Source organism: Chitinophaga sp. W3I9, from assembly GCF_050434025.1.
Classification (GTDB): Bacteria; Bacteroidota; Bacteroidia; order Chitinophagales; family Chitinophagaceae; genus Chitinophaga.
The window spans coordinates 6,919,974-6,935,289 of record NZ_JBNPWC010000001.1; the positions used below are offsets into that span (position 1 = coordinate 6,919,974).

Sequence of the window (15,316 nt, forward strand, 5' to 3'; positions counted from 1 at the left end):
TACCGTTTATATTTTCCCTTCGGGAGATAGCATATCGATCGTTTCATTTATTTGTACGGGTACTTCCTCCGTGGCAGATTCTTCCATAAAATCATAGTAGGCACGCAACAGCACTGCACCGATGGCAGGTATGTTAAACCTTAGTTGTTGGATGGGGGAAAAAAGAAAAGTCCATATTACCCCAATCGTCATCAGTACCAGTACCGGGTACAATGCTGTATCCGCAGCGTTGCGAATGAGGTAAAATCCCATTCTCAGCAGGAATATGAATATCAGCAGTACCGCAATAAATCCACCCAGCCCGCAGTTTACCCAGGCCCCCAACAGGATCGAGTGACTGGGGATCAGGTGGTCTGTTGAGGTAGCCAGTTGTTCATTCATTTCTTCATTCTGGTACAGCAACAGGATCCGGTAATATTGCAGGTTGTCGTCTTTTGCCCAGGAACCATGACCGAACAGCGGTGCATCGGCAATGGCTGCCATTGCAGCAAAGGTTTCGCCCCTGCCTGTCATCAGTAATGACAACGGATTATAAGGATTATCGAGCCGGTCGATTTGCTCGGAAGCATGATCTCCTCCTATTTCATGATTCATCACTGCATTTACATAACATACATAGGCAAACTGGAACAGGATAGCGCCTGCAATCCCAAACACCAGCAACCGGTCGCGGGTGAGGTACATACCACTGTTAAAGCAGTAAATGATAATGGCGCCCAGGAAAAAGACCATGCCTGTTGAGCGCGAGTCGCGGGCAAAACATAACAGGCTGTAGCCTAATAGCAGCGCCAGCACTGCCTTCCATTGTCCTCTGCGATATAAAAGGAAAGAACAGATATAAACAGCGTACGACAGGATAGGTACCATCTTAAACTTGAAGTACGACATATCCGTATCGGCATTATCATCTGTCCAGATAATATTTTTGATAAGGGTCATGCAAAGGAAGAAGAAGATGGCCTGATCATCTTCCAAAGTTTTAAACAGGAAAATAAAAGAGAGGATAGACATAATGATGGCCGCCCAGCCCCGCATGAAATTCTCTGAAGAGCTGTGTACAATAAACAGATCAGTAATAGCCTGGAACACGAAGAGCGCTACCAATGCAAAGATGATCTTGCGGAACATGGGGTATGCTTTAAAGTCCCGCAGGTCAAATACAAAGGGGGTAGACAGCAGCACCATGATCTCATTGAGCTTCAACTGCCCCACCAGTGCTACATTCACGCCACTCAACAAAGTGTACATGGCTATTTTGATCCGGTTAAACATAGGCAGGCATTTTACCGCGAACCGCGTAGTGAACAATTTGCTGTAGCCGTTCCCGGTTTACGTCCAGGCTGTATTCCTGTAAAAAATCTTCCCGTAACCGCGCACCCTTATCCGTTTCCGGATCAAAAGCCAGCAGGGATTGCTTAAACGCTTCAGGTTCATCAGACACAATAAAGTGATGACTCTTCACGCCTTCCACTCCCTTCCGGGTACTGATAATCGGTGTACTGAGTGCCATTGCTTCCAGGCATTTCAGGCGTGTACCGCTGCCATGCACCAACGGAATGATCACTGCGCTGGCCACGGAGATATACCACTTCACATCATCCACCTTTCCAAAGGCTACAATATTGCGATATTCTTCTTTGCCGGTAATTTGTTTCAACGCTTCTTTAGAACCTCTGCCTACGAGCCACAGGTCGTACTTTCCGGCCAGATCATCATCCCACACGTTTTCGATAAACCACTTGAGGCCGGCGAAATTCATATATACGCCGAAGTTAGCCGTCATCACCAGCACACGCTGCTGCTTCTTCCCGGTGAAGTGATAATCCTTCGCATCCAGGAAGTTGGGAACCGTAAAAACTTTCTGTTTAGGCAGGAAGCGTGTGTGATAGGCATTATCATCTTCACTAACTACCAGTACCGCAGCAGCTTTGTTAAAGTACATGCGCTCATGCAGTTTTTCCATACTAAACAGCTGCCACTTGCGCAGCTTATCCACAATATTTTTTGAGGGCAGCTGCCAGGTGATCATGGGCTGTGCGTTGTGTGTGCCCAGGATAACGGGGATCTGCTTCTGCCTGAAATAAGAAATATAATGACCTACATAGCCATAGTCCAGGATAGCTGCTGCCAGCGGATATTCGCGGCAAACCTCTTCAAAAATGCTCATAACGGTGGCAGAGCGCTGGAAGTATTGTTTACCCGTAATACGGGTCAGCAGATCGAAAGGTTTTGTTTCATAAGTATAAAAAGTGACGTTAGGGAGATGGTATTTTTGCAGGTCCACCTTCTCCACATTCTGTACCACGGCAATCACCTCATAACCGAGCTGCGACAAAGCTTTGATCAGGTAGTAGCTCCTGATGCGTTCTCCCCCGTTTTGCGGGAAGGGAGATATGTCTGTGAAGAAAAGAATGTTCATATCTTAATTCGCTTTTAATACCACTAGCCGTGCCTGTAGTTTTGTGAAAATCCTGTTGAGTAATTGTTCCACTTTCGCGGTTTCATCGGTGGTTAGCCCGATGAGCCGGATGAGGAATACGATGCTGATGATACTTATTGTTGTGGTAACGCCCAGCCGCATAAATCCTTCTCCCATGAATAGTTGCGGGATGCAGGCCAGTCCGGCTGCCAGCAATGCCGGCACTATTGATTTGATGATCACCTGCCGGGTAAACACTGCCGGCGATAAGCCCGTAATAGTTTTCGCCGCCATCATGCGGTAAATGCCGCTTACTACTTCTATGGCGATGGCACTGATCAATACCGTAGCCGCGGGATATCCTGCCTTCAGCAGCAACCAGGCAATGGGTAAATTGAACAGTACCATTGTGCTGACTACCACCTGGTACTTTCTTATTTTCCCTACCGACTGTACCGCTACCTGTATGCCCGACGACAGCTGGTTAATTAATGTAGCGATGATAATCAGGCGGCACATCATGACGGTAAAATCAGGTACTTGTTTCAGCCAGCATTGCAATACAAATGGCATTTCTATCATCATGGGGATGGCGAAAAAACTCAGCAGGAAAAAGGAAAACTTGCTGGCAATCATGGCCAGCCGCAGCATCCTCGGACGGTCGCCGCTGCCTTCACTTTTAATGATCTGCGGATTTAATGCCCGCAGCATGGTAACAGAAAAGTAGCTGAGCTGTGCATTCACCTGGTTAGCGATGCCATAAGCTGCATTAACGATGGTGCCAAAGAAAACATTCAGCAGAAGAGCGATGCCCTGGTTACGTGCCACAAAACTGCCGGCGCCAAACATATTCCACCCTGCGTAGGCAAACATTTCTTTCAAAAGGCTTTTGTCGAAATACTGCCGGATGCGGATGCGGCTTTCTTCATACTTCACCGCGCAATACACCTGCTTAAACACCAGCAGTAATACGGTGAGCAATGCCATAAGACCGCCATACACAATGAGCCGGTCGTATGAAGTGTATTGCAGGCTGAGTGCTATCAGCAGTTTGCCTACGGATTCCACTATTCCCATTATAGCTACCATCACCATATTTTCCTGTGCAATCAATGTAGCATCGTAAGGCACAGAGATGATCGTAAAGAACGCGCTGACCACCATGAACTGAAAAATAAGTTTGGCAGCCATGGTGCGGGATGCAGGATAATTGAGCACATGATCAAAAAGATAGCTGCCTATCACTTCAAACAGCAGCACCAATGCCAGGCCCAGTACAAAATGCAGCAATACGCTGGAGTTAAACACCACTTTCAGTTTGTGTGCGTCTTTGGTGCCAAGGTGAAAAGACATATACCGCTGCGTGCTGATGGTCATTGCCATGTTCAGGAAAGACAACATGGCAATGACCCCGCTGATCAGGTTAAACAATCCGTAGTCTGCCGCGCCCAACAGGTTGAGTACCAGCCGGGTGGCATATAAGGAAATAAAAACGGTGATCAGCATCCGTCCGTAAAGCGCGCCTGTATTTAATATCACCCTGTTCGCTACCTGCATGTTGATTTAATTATCCGATTAAGTGTTCCAGTTGTGTCACTTCTTTTTTTGCAAACAATGCCACGTCGCTGGCCATCATTTCCTTTACCAGTGCAGCCAGGTCGTAGGCTGGTTCCCATCCGAGTACTGTTTTGGATTTGGTAGGGTCGCCTATCAGCAGCTCTACTTCCGTAGGGCGGAAATAACGCGGATCAATAGCGACTACCTGCTTTCCTAACGGCAACGCATATACTTCGTTTGTGCAGGCGGCTACGGTACCCACTTCCTCAGCACCGGTGCCGGTGAAGGCGATTTCGATACCCAGTTCTGCAAAGGACATGCGTACAAACTCTCTCACGGTAGTGGTAATACCGGTAGCAATTACGTAGTCATCTGGTGTTTCCTGTTGAAGGATGCGCCACATGGCTTCTACATAATCTTTTGCGTGGCCCCAGTCGCGTTGTGCATCCAGGTTACCGAGGTACAGTTTATCCTGCAGTCCGAGTGCGATCGCAGCAGCGCCCCTGGTGATCTTCCGGGTTACGAAAGTCTCTCCGCGCAGCGGGCTTTCGTGGTTAAAGAGGATACCGTTGCAGGCATACATTCCATAAGCCTCGCGGTAGTTTACCGTAATCCAGTAGGCGTATAACTTCGCCACAGCATATGGGCTGCGCGGGTAGAAAGGCGTTGTTTCACGTTGTGGTACTTCCTGTACCAGTCCGTACAACTCGGAGGTGCTGGCCTGGTAGATGCGTGTTTTCTTTTCCATTTTCAGGATGCGCAGTGCTTCCAGCAGGCGCAGCGTGCCTATACCATCTGCGTTGGCAGTATATTCCGGGGTATCAAAACTTACCCGTACATGGCTCATGGCAGCCAGGTTATAAATTTCATCCGGTTGGGTTTCCTGTATAATGCGTATGAGGTTGGTGCTGTCGGTCATATCGCCGTAATGCAAACGGAAGCGCACATTTTCACTGTGCATATCCTGGTAGAGGTGATCAATTCTTTCGGTGTTGATCAGCGAAGCGCGGCGTTTTACACCATGCACCATATATCCCTTTCCCAGCAGCAGTTCTGCCAGATAAGCGCCATCCTGGCCGGTAATACCTGTTATCAGGGCTACTTTCATACGATCGTTATTTTTTAGTGATAAAAAGAAATAAGTTATTGCATAAGGGCATTTACCGGGGTAGCAGCTGTATTGCCGATACCATAGTAAGTGAACCCATGTTTTACCAGTTGTACGTCATCATAGATGTTCCTCCCATCGAACAGCAGTGGCGTTTGCAGCAGGCTGCGCAGTCGTGGCCAGTCGGGCATCCGGAAGGCATTCCATTCCGTTACCAGCAATACGGCGTCTGCATTTGCAGCGGCGGCATACATATCATCCGCAAAGGTGACGCTGTCGCCCAGCAGGTGAAGCGCCTCTTCCATGGCAACGGGATCGTATACACGCACTTGTGCGCCGGCTTCCAGCAGGCTGCTGATCAGCACCAGCGAAGGCGCTTCGCGCATGTCGTCGGTGTTAGGTTTGAAAGACAGTCCCCATACGGCGAACGTGCGACCTTTGATGTCGCCGTCGAAGTGACGGAGCACTTTATCGGATAATATTTTCTTCTGATCTTCATTCACGGCTTCCACTGCTTCCAGGATACGAAGCTGATAGCCATATTCGCGGCCGGTTTGGATCAGGGCCTTTACATCTTTTGGGAAACAGGAACCACCGTAGCCGATGCCGGGATACAGGAAGTGTTTCCCGATGCGGGGATCGCTGCCGATACCTTTACGCACCTGGTTGATATCTGCACCCACGAGCGTGCATACGTTGGCGATATCGTTCATATAGGAAATCCTGGTAGCCAGCATGGCATTGGCTGCGTACTTAGTCATCTCCGCAGAAGCGATGTCCATAAAAAGCAGCGGGTGTCCGTTTAACACAAATGGCCGGTATAATTGTTCCAGCACTTCGCGGGCATGGGTAGTACTTACGCCGGCGACAATACGATCAGGTTTCAGGAAATCATTTACGGCGGCGCCCTCTTTCAGGAACTCCGGGTTGGAAGCCACATCATAATCGATGATCAGCTGGCGGGCCGACAGGCTCTCCTTTACTGCGCGGTTCACGCGGGCGGCGGTGCCAACGGGCACGGTGCTTTTGGTTACCAGCAGCAGGTAATGCTCCATGTATTGTCCTACCTCATGCGCTACCTGTAATACATACTTCAGGTCTGCACTGCCATCTTCTCCCGGTGGTGTGCCTACGGCAATAAATACCACTTCAGCTCCGGGCAATGCGCTGGCCAGCGAGGTAGTGAAAGAAAGACGGCCGCTTGCCTGATTACGCATCACCATTTCAGGCAAACCAGGTTCATAAATGGGTAATACCCCTTTCTGAAGCCGTGCTATCTTTGCTGCGTCCACATCCACGCAGGTAACACTGGTTCCCACTTCAGCCAGGCAGGCGCCGGTAACCAGTCCAACATATCCTGTTCCTACAATGACTACTTTCATACCACTGGTTTTAAGGTTGTAATTTGAACTGATCCTGTTGCAGAAAATCCCTGTAAGCCATTACCAGTCCTTCTTTCAGGCTGATACTATGTTTCCATCCCAGGCGATGCAGTTTGGATACATCCATCAGCTTGCGCGGCGTACCATCGGGTTTGGTAGCGTCAAAAATGATTTCCCCTTCATAACAAACCACTTCCCGGATGTACTCTGCCAGTTGCTTAATGGTGAGATCTTCTCCTATCCCGATGTTCACCGGTTCTTTATCATTGTAATGCTGCATGAGATATACGCAGGCATCTGCCAGGTCATCTGCAAATAAAAACTCCCGTTTAGGCATGCCCGTGCCCCATACTGTTACGGATGGTTTCTGATTTACTTTCGCTTCATGAAACCGGCGGATCAGCGCCGGTAAAACATGTGCATTTTCCGGGTGATAGTTATCGCCAATGCCGAACAGGTTAGTAGGCATTACGCTGGTAAAGTTGCAGCCATACTGATCGCGGTAAGCCTCGCATAATTTGATGCCGGCAATTTTTGCAATTGCGTAGGGTTCATTGGTTTGTTCCAGCGTGCCTGTCAGCAGAAAGCTTTCTTTAATTGGCTGCGGCGCCATGCGCGGGTAGATACAGGAACTTCCCAGGAACTGCAACTTGGTAACGTTATGCTTCCACGCCGAATGAATAACGTTGGCGGCAATCATGAGGTTATCGTACAGGAACTCTGCGCGGTAGGTATTATTAGCGTGTATACCGCCTACTTTGGCGGCTGCCAGGAATACATATGCCGGCTTTTCTTTTGCAAAGAATTCATCCACTGCGGCGGCATTGCGTAAATCCAGGCTGCCGGATGTGCGGGTAATAATGTTCTGGTAACCTAAAGTTTCCAGTCTCCTTTTAATAGCACTTCCTACCATTCCGCGGTGGCCGGCTACATATATAAGATCGTTTGCCTCCATACGTGTTGATTGATTGTGTTTATGTTTAGAGCAGCTCCGGGCGGTTTTCCCTTACCCATTGATGCAGTTGCTTAATATCCTGTCCACTTCCTTTCTGCATGATCAGCAGTGCGCTTTCTGTATTAACCACCACCATGTTTTCCACGCCCACCAATGCGACCAATTTATCTTTTCCGATTACCATACTTTTATGCGGATCGCTTTGAATAAAAACCGCCTGGTGATTCCTGTACTGGTAGTGTTGCGACAATGCGTCTGCCAGTGCTTCGTAGCTGCCTACATCGCTCCAGTCCATTTTGCTGGGCACTACTTTTACGATGTCACTTTTTTCCAGCACGGCATAGTCGATGCTATCTGAAGGAATGGCTTCCATACTTTCTTTCGATAACACACCGGTTTGTTTCCATTCTTCCGCGGCGATGGCAGCGGCTTCATAGATAGCAGGTGCATGTTTTTGCAGCTCCTGCAGCATGATGCGTGCTTTACAGCAGAAAATGCCGCTGTTCCAGAGGAAGCCGCCGGCGGCCAGCATGGCTTCTGCTACGGCGCGGTCGGGTTTTTCCACGAAGCGGAGCACATCATGACCGGAGTAGCTGATGTAGCCGAATCCGGTGTCCGGGCGTGTGGGCACCAGGCCGATGGTAACGATATGATTTCCCGCAGCCAGCAGGCCGGCCGTTTCAATGGCCATGGCATAGCGGTCGGGCGTACCAATCAGGTGATCGGCCGGAGTGATGAGTAGTATGGTTTCCGGCTCCGCTGTAAAGGCAGCCAGGGCAATGGCAGCAGCAGTATTACGGCCTACCGGTTCGGCCAGGCATACCGGGGCAGCTGCGCCTGCCTGCATCAGTTGCTCCTGAACAATTTCGGACTGTTGTTCATTAACAATCGCCATTACTTTATTACAGGCAAAACGGTTTCGCCGGAAAGCGAGTTGTAAAAGACTATAGCCGTCGAACAGGGTGAGTAACTGCTTGGGCGTTTGTTGGTTGGACAAAGGCCATAACCGGGTGCCGGAGCCACCGCAAAGGAGAATATGCTGCATCATAGGATGATTGGTTTATGGTCAGTAATGATGTCCGTTCACCGTTTTATGGCCGGTGACCACCGTTATTTCCCTGGATGGCACTGTTGCTACGAGCATGCAGCCCAGGCTATTCAGTTCCACTTTCACGCGGTTACGGCTGATCTGTAAGATCCTGGCCGTGGAAGGAGAACGGTTTTCTTCTTCCTCTGCCCGGATAGGAAATTTTTCTACAGATACATCTTCATAATCACGGAGAAAATGGCGGATGAGCGCTATTTCGTGGTCTGGTATCACGGCCGGTTGCCCCAGCCAGTATACGAAGTTGACCACGTTGTCTGTTTCCTTTACCACCCAACTCCTGCTTTCAGGAATGTGTACGAATACGTAGGATGGAAAAAGAGGTTCCTGGATGATCTTACGGGCACGCACCAATGGTTTAGCGGGGACGTAGTGTTCCACCTTTTTACGGGTGAAAAGGTCTGCCACTTTTTTTTCGCATTTGGGCCGGGTATATACCGCATACCAGACCGGAGGCTGTTCATTAAACATAGTAGCCGGTTTTTAGGTGATCGGATAGTTTTGTGTAGAATTTATAAAGGCAGGAACGGGCGTGACTTCGCCCTTTGTTATTTAATTCGACTATAGCGGGCTGCATTTACTTTACGGTGCGCCTGAATAATCCGGGTTTCTTTGTTATTTCCGTGTAACCGTATCCGTTAATATCACCATATCCGGATCCGTATCCGTATCCTGCCACACCTTGCCGCTTGATACCGTTAAACACAATGTTCAGCTTTCCTAATTCTTTATTCTGATACAACTCTTCAATCAGTTTAAGATAATTTTTCGGGGTACGCTGGTGACGCACCACATACAGGGTAGCATCGCAATAGGGCGCTATCAGGCGGGCGTCTGTTACCAGTCCAACAGGGGCAGAATCAATGATGATATAATCGAAACGTTCTTTCAGTTCACTCAGCAACCTTTCCAGTTCACCATTCAGAATAAGTTCACTCGGGTTTGGCGGCATAATACCGGCAGACAGTAAATACAGGTACTCGTTGTCTCCAACAGGTTGCAATATCTGCTGCAGTGATGCTTTTCCAACGAGGTAGTTCGTAATACCCGGATCCGCGCGCATGTTCAGCATCTTGCTGACCATTGGCTTTCTCAGGTCAAACTCCAGCAGGGCTACTTTCTTTTTGGCAAGTGACAAACTCATGGCCAGGTTAACGGATATAAAGCTCTTTCCTTCGCCAGATATGGAAGAGGTTATCAACAATGTTTTGCGATCGCCGTTTAATCCTATATAAGACAAAGATGTTCTCAACGCCCTGAACTGTTCTGCCACGGCTGTTCTGCTGTTATTAGACATCACGATCGCCTCTTTGCTGTCGTGGTACATAATTTCTGCTGCAATCGGCGCCGTCGTTATTTTTTCAATATCTGCCCGGAACATCACCTCACGGTTCATCATATCTTTCAGCGATACAAATCCTGCTACCAGTGCAAGTGCCGCCAGTACGGAGATACCGTACACCATTGGTTTCTGCGGACTGAAAGCATAGGCTGCTGCTTCCCCCGCATCTACCACGCGGCTGTCGGATACGGCGGCCGCGTATGCCAGTGCGGTTTCTTCTCTTTTCTCCAGCAGGAAGGTGTAAATATTATTTTTGATCACCTGCTGCCGGCTTACTTCCAGCAATGCTTTTTCTTTTCCAGGTACACTGCGGATGATACCCATGTTGCGGCTGTTCTCCGCCTGAAGGCGTGCTAAGCCAGCCTGCAGATTGGCGCGCAGGCTCCCGATGTTCTCCATGATAGCAGGTTTCAGGCGTTCTACCTGCCGTGTGAGGCTTGCCAGCAGCGGGCTGTTTTCGCCGGTGGTTTTGCGGAGTCTTTCCAGTTGTAATTCTGTTTCAGACAACTTGCTCACCAACTCCAGCAGCACCGGATCAGAAAGTCCTAATGTACCGGGTACAATGTTACCTCCCGGATTCTGGCTGGTAACATATCTTTCAATGGCATCCAATACGGAGATCTGCATATTGGCTTCACTGATCTTCCGGTCATTTTCCTGCACGCCTGCCAGGAATATTTTACTTTGTTCGCTGATATCCACAATGCCCTGGGAGGTTTTGAAGTGTTCCACTTCTGTTTCAGCCTGGCCCAGTTCTGTGCTCACGATGCGCAGGCGTTCTTCCACGAAGCGCATGGTGTTTGCGGAAGTCCTGTTCTTATCTTCCACGGCAGCCTGGCTATATACCCGGATGAGTTCATTCACAATATCTTCCCCACGTTCCGGCGCTTCGTCTGTATATTCAAGATCCACTACACTGCCGGCTTTCGCGGCAGGCATAATTTTCATGGTACCGAGGATGATCTGCATCCATGTTTTTTCGTTCATGATATGCAGTACATAACCAGCGGTGGTATCTGTATGCCGGGCTTTTGCCTGGATGAGCATTTTTCCCCAACGGGTTTGTACCGTATCATTCAGCGGATATTTTTTACCGTCGATGGTTATACGCTTTTGCACGGGATCATAAGTGAAAGGCCAGTTGCCGGTAGAAGCCATCTGGATAGACTCCGGTTCCAGGAAGGTAAATTTCACCGGGCTATCTTTATAAAGTACAACGTCTCTTATTTTTCCTTTTTCTATTACTTCTCCATAAAGATTCAGGTTCCTTACCACTTCTTTTGTGAGCGTGCGTGATTTCAGGATTTCTATTTCATTTTCCATCACGGTTTTGCTGCCACCCATCAGGTCGAGCGATTGCAACATATCGCTGGCGCCGAGCCCGTTGGTGGCTTCCTGTACCAGGAGCACGCCGGATATTTTATACAGCGGAGTGGCATAACGGAGATAAAGGAAAGCAGCTATCAGTGCGGCTACTACGGCTCCTGCAAAGAAAGGCCAGTATGGCAGATAGCGGGAGCGAATGATAGTAAGCAAACTCTGAGGCGCTTCCGTGTGCTGGGTTTTATGTCCGTTAACTTTTTGCATAACCTAATTATTTATAACTAACCGGTCCAGGATAATAACAAGTAGTGAAAGACTGCTGAGAATAATTGGCAGGATTTGCCGCGAACGATCAGCCGTCGCCACTTTTGACTTATTGGGTTCTACATATAGGATATCATTGGGTTGCAGAAAATAGTAGGGTGAGTTCAGAATGCTCTTGTCGTTCAGATCGATGCGTCGTATAATCCGCTGCCCGTCTATCTCCCGGATCAACAGAATATTATTCCGTTTACCGAACACCGTTATATCTCCCGCCATTCCCAATGCTTCAAGGACCGATATCTTTTCGTTGGTTACGTTTACTACGGTTGGTTTACTTACCTCTCCCAGTATGGTTACACGGTAGTTGAGGAACCGTATGCTCACTACCGGATCTACCAGGAGCTTTCGTTCAATGAGCTGATCATGCAGGTATACGGTGAGTGCTTTTTTGGTGAGGCCTGTTACTTTTACGGGACCCAGTACGGGGTACTGTATAAATCCCTGTTCATCTACCAGGAAGCCTCCCAGCATGGCACCGGCTCCTGCATTGGCGCCTCCTGCGCCGGAAGCGGAGGTCATGTTTGATACATTATAAATGATCACATCCTCTGGATTAAGACTGCTTACGTTGATCTGTAATATGTCGTTCTTTTGGATACGGGGGTCGAAACTGCTATCTGACGGCATTAGCACCGTATCCCTTACATCATTGAAATAAACAGCATTTTTGGTTGACACGCACGAAGTAAACAAACAACTCAAGCATAGCAATCCCAATCCTATCCAGGTTAAGCAGGCTTTCAATATCATCGATATGGCATTTAACATCATCACTTACACTGACCGTTCCTCTCAATACAATATTACTTCAGAACGGGGTGGGATTCAATTACTCACTACAGTATAAATTGAGACGATTAGTTTGGGGTCCTTACTTATTAAAGTAACTTACCGTTCACAGCCATTGACATATTACCAAAAACGAAAATTTGATTATTTTATCTGAAGAAGGGCAAAAAACAGGGCAATGAATAAATTATTTGATAAAATTTTTGAGATTAACTCAGATTTGGTTGAAACATTCAATTTAAAATATACTTTTTTCAGATGTTGGTTTACAGTGAACACGGTTACAAACAACTTTGCTGCCATTTCCTTATATGAGTAGCCTTCCTTGAGCAAGGCCACCAGTTCATACTCCCTGCGGGTAAGTTTGTCTTTAATACTTTCCAGCGGATCTTTATTGATATGAGTAATGAGCAGATGGGCAGCACGGGGAGATAAAGAAGCGCCGCTTTGCACGGTGTCCATCACCGACTGATAGATATCACTAAGGCGGCTGGATTTAATCACATATCCACTCGCACCATTTTTAATGGCCTCAATAATATATTGCTGCTCCTCATGACCGGATAATACAATCACCTTTGTATCGGGATACACCCGCTTTACTTCGCGGAGCCCTTCAATACCGGATATACCTGGCAAGGTGATATCCAACAGGATTACTTTTACATCCGGGTAAGTAACCGGCAAGTCCATAAATTCCTCTATCGATTTGCAGGCAAACATGACCTTACACTCCTGGAAGTCCTCCAGGAACTCGCGGTAATTACTTAGCAGAAAATGGTTGTCTTCAATGATTCCAATGTTGATCATGGCTAAACGGGGGTATGGTACTCGAAATGATATGGTTTATTAAAATAATCTGATAGTAAATATAGTCGGAAAAATGATAGTTATCTAGTATAATTTTTTATGAATATGTTAAAGGCTTATATACAGATGAAAGAAAAATCAGTCCGCTCAAATAGTTATATTATAATAAATTCTATGTAAACAAATTCTCACTACATGTTAAATAAATGTAACCAAATGCTACTTTTTTAATAATATGAATAAGTTTCGTATATTGTGTACAGAACCATTTACGCTCCTAACCCGGTATCCTTCGAAATAGAAAACCTTTTTAAGAATCAACCAAAAAAAGAAGTATGCTGAACCATATCAAAAGGCATGCAGTTGGCCAAAAATCAATACTGGAAATGCGATCGGATTTCATTGCCATGGCTACCCATGAATTTAAAACACCGATCAGTGCCATCTCGTCTTCCATAGAATTGCTGGAAACCAAAATGCAGAGAGATGAATTGATGTTGCCGTTTTACGAACGCAATTTATCCCGCATTAAGGAAGAAATAGACATTTTGAGTAGCATGGTAGACGACATCCTCACCACTGGCAGCATGGTAGCCGGCAATCCTGTAACACAACCGGAAGAAACGGAGCTACCTATTTTTGCCAGTATGATCCGGCAACAGTATTTCAGCAACCGTGCCGACCAGCGCCAACTCCGCATCAAAGTATCCGGGCGCCCGCGGAATATCTACATCGACAGGAGCCACCTGGCCGGGATATTCACTAATCTCATCAGCAATGCGTTTAAATACTCTTCCGGCGATCCGCTACTCGGCCTGCATTTCCGGAAAAATCACCTCTGCATTAAAGTAAAAGACAATGGCATCGGTATACCGGAGGCGGATATACGTTTTTTATTCACGCCTTTTTTCCGGGCAACAAACGCTCACGGTAAAGAGGGCACCGGCCTGGGCCTGGCCATTGTAAAATCCTATGTTGCCGCCAACAACGGGCATATCAGCGTTACCAGCGGCAAAAATGGTTCTGTTTTCTCGGTTACCTTTAACTACTAACGAACCAACATCACCGTTCCCTTCAATAAATGCTGCTCATTGCGGCTGTCTGTAAACGTACATATATATACATAGGCCTGCACACCCGCCGGCGTGCCTTTAAAATTCCCGTCCCACCCCACCTCGGATGCATTACTCATAAATACCAAGGCCCCCCACCGGTCGTATACCCGTAACCGGTAGTCATGAATCACATCATATACTTTCGGACGGAACAAATCATTTAGGCCGTCGTTATTAGGACTGAAAGCACCGGGCATCACCACCAGGCAGTTTTTCCAGGGAGATTCCACCTTAACGGTTACACCGGCGCTGTAGTCATGTGCATCCATAATTTCCGCTACATGGCTACCCGCTGCAAGCCCGGGAAACACGCTATCGGTTTGCCATTGCCCATTGTCCAGCCGGTAACGGTAAGGCGGCGCACCACCGGTTACATGCAGCATAATCCTGCCGTCGGCTACTTCCCCGCAACTGCAGGGCTTTACACTAGCCTGCACAGCAGGCGGTATTAATGGGTCAATAGCCGAAAGATTGTCCATCAGCAGCGCTATTCCATACATACTTTTATTACAGGCCGCTGTTGGATAAGCCCAGCAGGAAATATAAGCATAGCTGCGATGCGGCCTGAATATGGCATGATACCTTTGCCAGTTTTCATGGGTAAAATTACCAGATGTCCATAACAGCTCGGCGGTATCTCCCGGGGCATTACCCCCGAAGATCGCCAGGTTGCCATAACAGGCGGGATACAAATAATAAAGTGTAAACGCCAGATCCAAACTCAATACATAAGTGCTGTCCTGTTTCAACGAGGCAGGCAACTTTTGGGCAATGCCTTCCAGGAATCCTTTACCACTATGCACCCCTACATAACTCTTACCTGCTGAAGGAGCCAGCAGGATTTCAAAAACACCGGGCTGTGTGTCCGGCGTACCATTAGCCACCAGCCAGCCAGAAGGAACCAAACCTTTCCCGGTACGGCCTTCCAGCGAAGGGTTACTTAAGGGTATCTGCTGTGCCTCCGCAGGCACACACAACGCCAAAAACAGCCAGCAGCATAGTATTCCGTATATAACTGTGAGATCTGAAAACATGCCGCTCATTTACCGGATTAAAATTACCGGTTATATAAATGATGACATATACT

General features: G+C 47.8%; 14 protein-coding genes. 2 read left to right on the top strand and 12 right to left on the bottom strand.

What is annotated here, in order from left to right:
- Window positions 1-6: 6 nt before the first annotated feature.
- The 10 genes from QFZ51_RS27925 to QFZ51_RS27970 all read right to left on the bottom strand — a co-directional run bounded on the left by QFZ51_RS27925 (window position 7) and on the right by QFZ51_RS27970 (window position 12,193).
- Window positions 7-1,272, bottom strand: a complete 1,266-nt coding sequence (locus QFZ51_RS27925; RefSeq protein ID WP_429050699.1) for a hypothetical protein — start codon at window positions 1,270-1,272, stop codon at window positions 7-9.
- Window positions 1,265-2,419, bottom strand: a complete 1,155-nt coding sequence (locus QFZ51_RS27930; protein WP_429050700.1) for a glycosyltransferase family 4 protein — start codon at window positions 2,417-2,419, stop codon at window positions 1,265-1,267. The genes QFZ51_RS27925 and QFZ51_RS27930 overlap by 8 nt, the downstream gene beginning before the upstream one ends.
- 3 nt (window positions 2,420-2,422) lie before the next feature.
- Window positions 2,423-3,976: a lipopolysaccharide biosynthesis protein gene (locus tag QFZ51_RS27935; RefSeq protein ID WP_429050701.1), complete on the bottom strand. Its 1,554-nt coding sequence runs from the start codon at window positions 3,974-3,976 to the stop codon at window positions 2,423-2,425.
- Between the two features lie 10 nt (window positions 3,977-3,986).
- The gene (gene gmd / locus QFZ51_RS27940; RefSeq protein ID WP_429050702.1) at window positions 3,987-5,084 is read right to left on the bottom strand and encodes a GDP-mannose 4,6-dehydratase; all 1,098 of its coding nucleotides are present in this window, start codon (window positions 5,082-5,084) and stop codon (window positions 3,987-3,989) included.
- Window positions 5,085-5,119: 35 nt separating this feature from the next.
- A complete protein-coding gene (locus QFZ51_RS27945; RefSeq protein ID WP_429050703.1) occupies window positions 5,120-6,466 on the bottom strand; it encodes a UDP-glucose dehydrogenase family protein in 1,347 nt (448 codons plus the stop codon).
- Between the two features lie 10 nt (window positions 6,467-6,476).
- Entirely contained in the window at window positions 6,477-7,421 is a 945-nt protein-coding gene (gene fcl / locus QFZ51_RS27950) for a GDP-L-fucose synthase (RefSeq protein WP_370908284.1), read from the bottom strand.
- A 25-nt stretch (window positions 7,422-7,446) separates the two neighbouring features.
- Window positions 7,447-8,469, bottom strand: a complete 1,023-nt coding sequence (locus QFZ51_RS27955; RefSeq protein ID WP_429050704.1) for a mannose-1-phosphate guanylyltransferase — start codon at window positions 8,467-8,469, stop codon at window positions 7,447-7,449.
- An 18-nt stretch (window positions 8,470-8,487) separates the two neighbouring features.
- A complete protein-coding gene (locus QFZ51_RS27960; RefSeq protein ID WP_370908286.1) occupies window positions 8,488-8,997 on the bottom strand; it encodes a transcription termination/antitermination NusG family protein in 510 nt (169 codons plus the stop codon).
- 106 nt (window positions 8,998-9,103) lie between these two features.
- The gene (locus tag QFZ51_RS27965; protein WP_429050705.1) at window positions 9,104-11,455 is read right to left on the bottom strand and encodes a GumC family protein; all 2,352 of its coding nucleotides are present in this window, start codon (window positions 11,453-11,455) and stop codon (window positions 9,104-9,106) included.
- Between the two features lie 3 nt (window positions 11,456-11,458).
- Window positions 11,459-12,193: a polysaccharide biosynthesis/export family protein gene (locus tag QFZ51_RS27970; RefSeq protein WP_429050706.1), complete on the bottom strand. Its 735-nt coding sequence runs from the start codon at window positions 12,191-12,193 to the stop codon at window positions 11,459-11,461.
- Between QFZ51_RS27970 and QFZ51_RS27975 the strand changes: the two genes are divergently transcribed.
- Window positions 12,183-12,362, top strand: coding sequence for a hypothetical protein (locus QFZ51_RS27975; RefSeq protein ID WP_168771290.1), 180 nt, complete (start codon window positions 12,183-12,185; stop codon window positions 12,360-12,362). The genes QFZ51_RS27970 and QFZ51_RS27975 overlap by 11 nt on opposite strands.
- A gap of 86 nt (window positions 12,363-12,448) precedes the next feature.
- Here the strand turns inward: QFZ51_RS27975 and QFZ51_RS27980 are convergent, their stop codons facing one another.
- Window positions 12,449-13,114, bottom strand: a complete 666-nt coding sequence (locus QFZ51_RS27980; protein WP_429050707.1) for a response regulator — start codon at window positions 13,112-13,114, stop codon at window positions 12,449-12,451.
- 386 nt (window positions 13,115-13,500) lie between these two features.
- On the opposite strand from QFZ51_RS27980, the gene QFZ51_RS27985 reads away from it, so the two are divergent.
- Entirely contained in the window at window positions 13,501-14,166 is a 666-nt protein-coding gene (locus QFZ51_RS27985) for a sensor histidine kinase (RefSeq protein WP_429050708.1), read from the top strand.
- On the opposite strand, the gene QFZ51_RS27990 is transcribed toward QFZ51_RS27985, so the two are convergent.
- On the bottom strand, window positions 14,163-15,263 hold the full coding sequence (locus QFZ51_RS27990; protein ID WP_429050709.1) for a gliding motility-associated C-terminal domain-containing protein: 1,101 nt from the start codon (window positions 15,261-15,263) through the stop codon (window positions 14,163-14,165). The genes QFZ51_RS27985 and QFZ51_RS27990 overlap by 4 nt on opposite strands.
- Window positions 15,264-15,316 lie beyond the last annotated feature (53 nt).

Excerpts from the sequence above, each read along its gene's own strand:
- QFZ51_RS27925 (WP_429050699.1), bottom strand. The coding sequence starts at position 1,272 with ATGTTTAACCGGATCAAAATAGCCATGTACACTTTGTTGAGTGGCGTG.
- QFZ51_RS27930 (WP_429050700.1), bottom strand. The coding sequence starts at position 2,419 with ATGAACATTCTTTTCTTCACAGACATATCTCCCTTCCCGCAAAACGGG.
- QFZ51_RS27935 (WP_429050701.1), bottom strand. The coding sequence starts at position 3,976 with ATGCAGGTAGCGAACAGGGTGATATTAAATACAGGCGCGCTTTACGGA.
- gmd (WP_429050702.1), bottom strand. The coding sequence starts at position 5,084 with ATGAAAGTAGCCCTGATAACAGGTATTACCGGCCAGGATGGCGCTTAT.
- QFZ51_RS27945 (WP_429050703.1), bottom strand. The coding sequence starts at position 6,466 with ATGAAAGTAGTCATTGTAGGAACAGGATATGTTGGACTGGTTACCGGC.
- fcl (WP_370908284.1), bottom strand. The coding sequence starts at position 7,421 with ATGGAGGCAAACGATCTTATATATGTAGCCGGCCACCGCGGAATGGTA.
- QFZ51_RS27955 (WP_429050704.1), bottom strand. The coding sequence starts at position 8,469 with ATGATGCAGCATATTCTCCTTTGCGGTGGCTCCGGCACCCGGTTATGG.
- QFZ51_RS27960 (WP_370908286.1), bottom strand. The coding sequence starts at position 8,997 with ATGTTTAATGAACAGCCTCCGGTCTGGTATGCGGTATATACCCGGCCC.
- QFZ51_RS27965 (WP_429050705.1), bottom strand. The coding sequence starts at position 11,455 with ATGCAAAAAGTTAACGGACATAAAACCCAGCACACGGAAGCGCCTCAG.
- QFZ51_RS27980 (WP_429050707.1), bottom strand. The coding sequence starts at position 13,114 with ATGATCAACATTGGAATCATTGAAGACAACCATTTTCTGCTAAGTAAT.
- QFZ51_RS27985 (WP_429050708.1), top strand. The coding sequence starts at position 13,501 with ATGCGATCGGATTTCATTGCCATGGCTACCCATGAATTTAAAACACCG.
- QFZ51_RS27990 (WP_429050709.1), bottom strand. The coding sequence starts at position 15,263 with ATGTTTTCAGATCTCACAGTTATATACGGAATACTATGCTGCTGGCTG.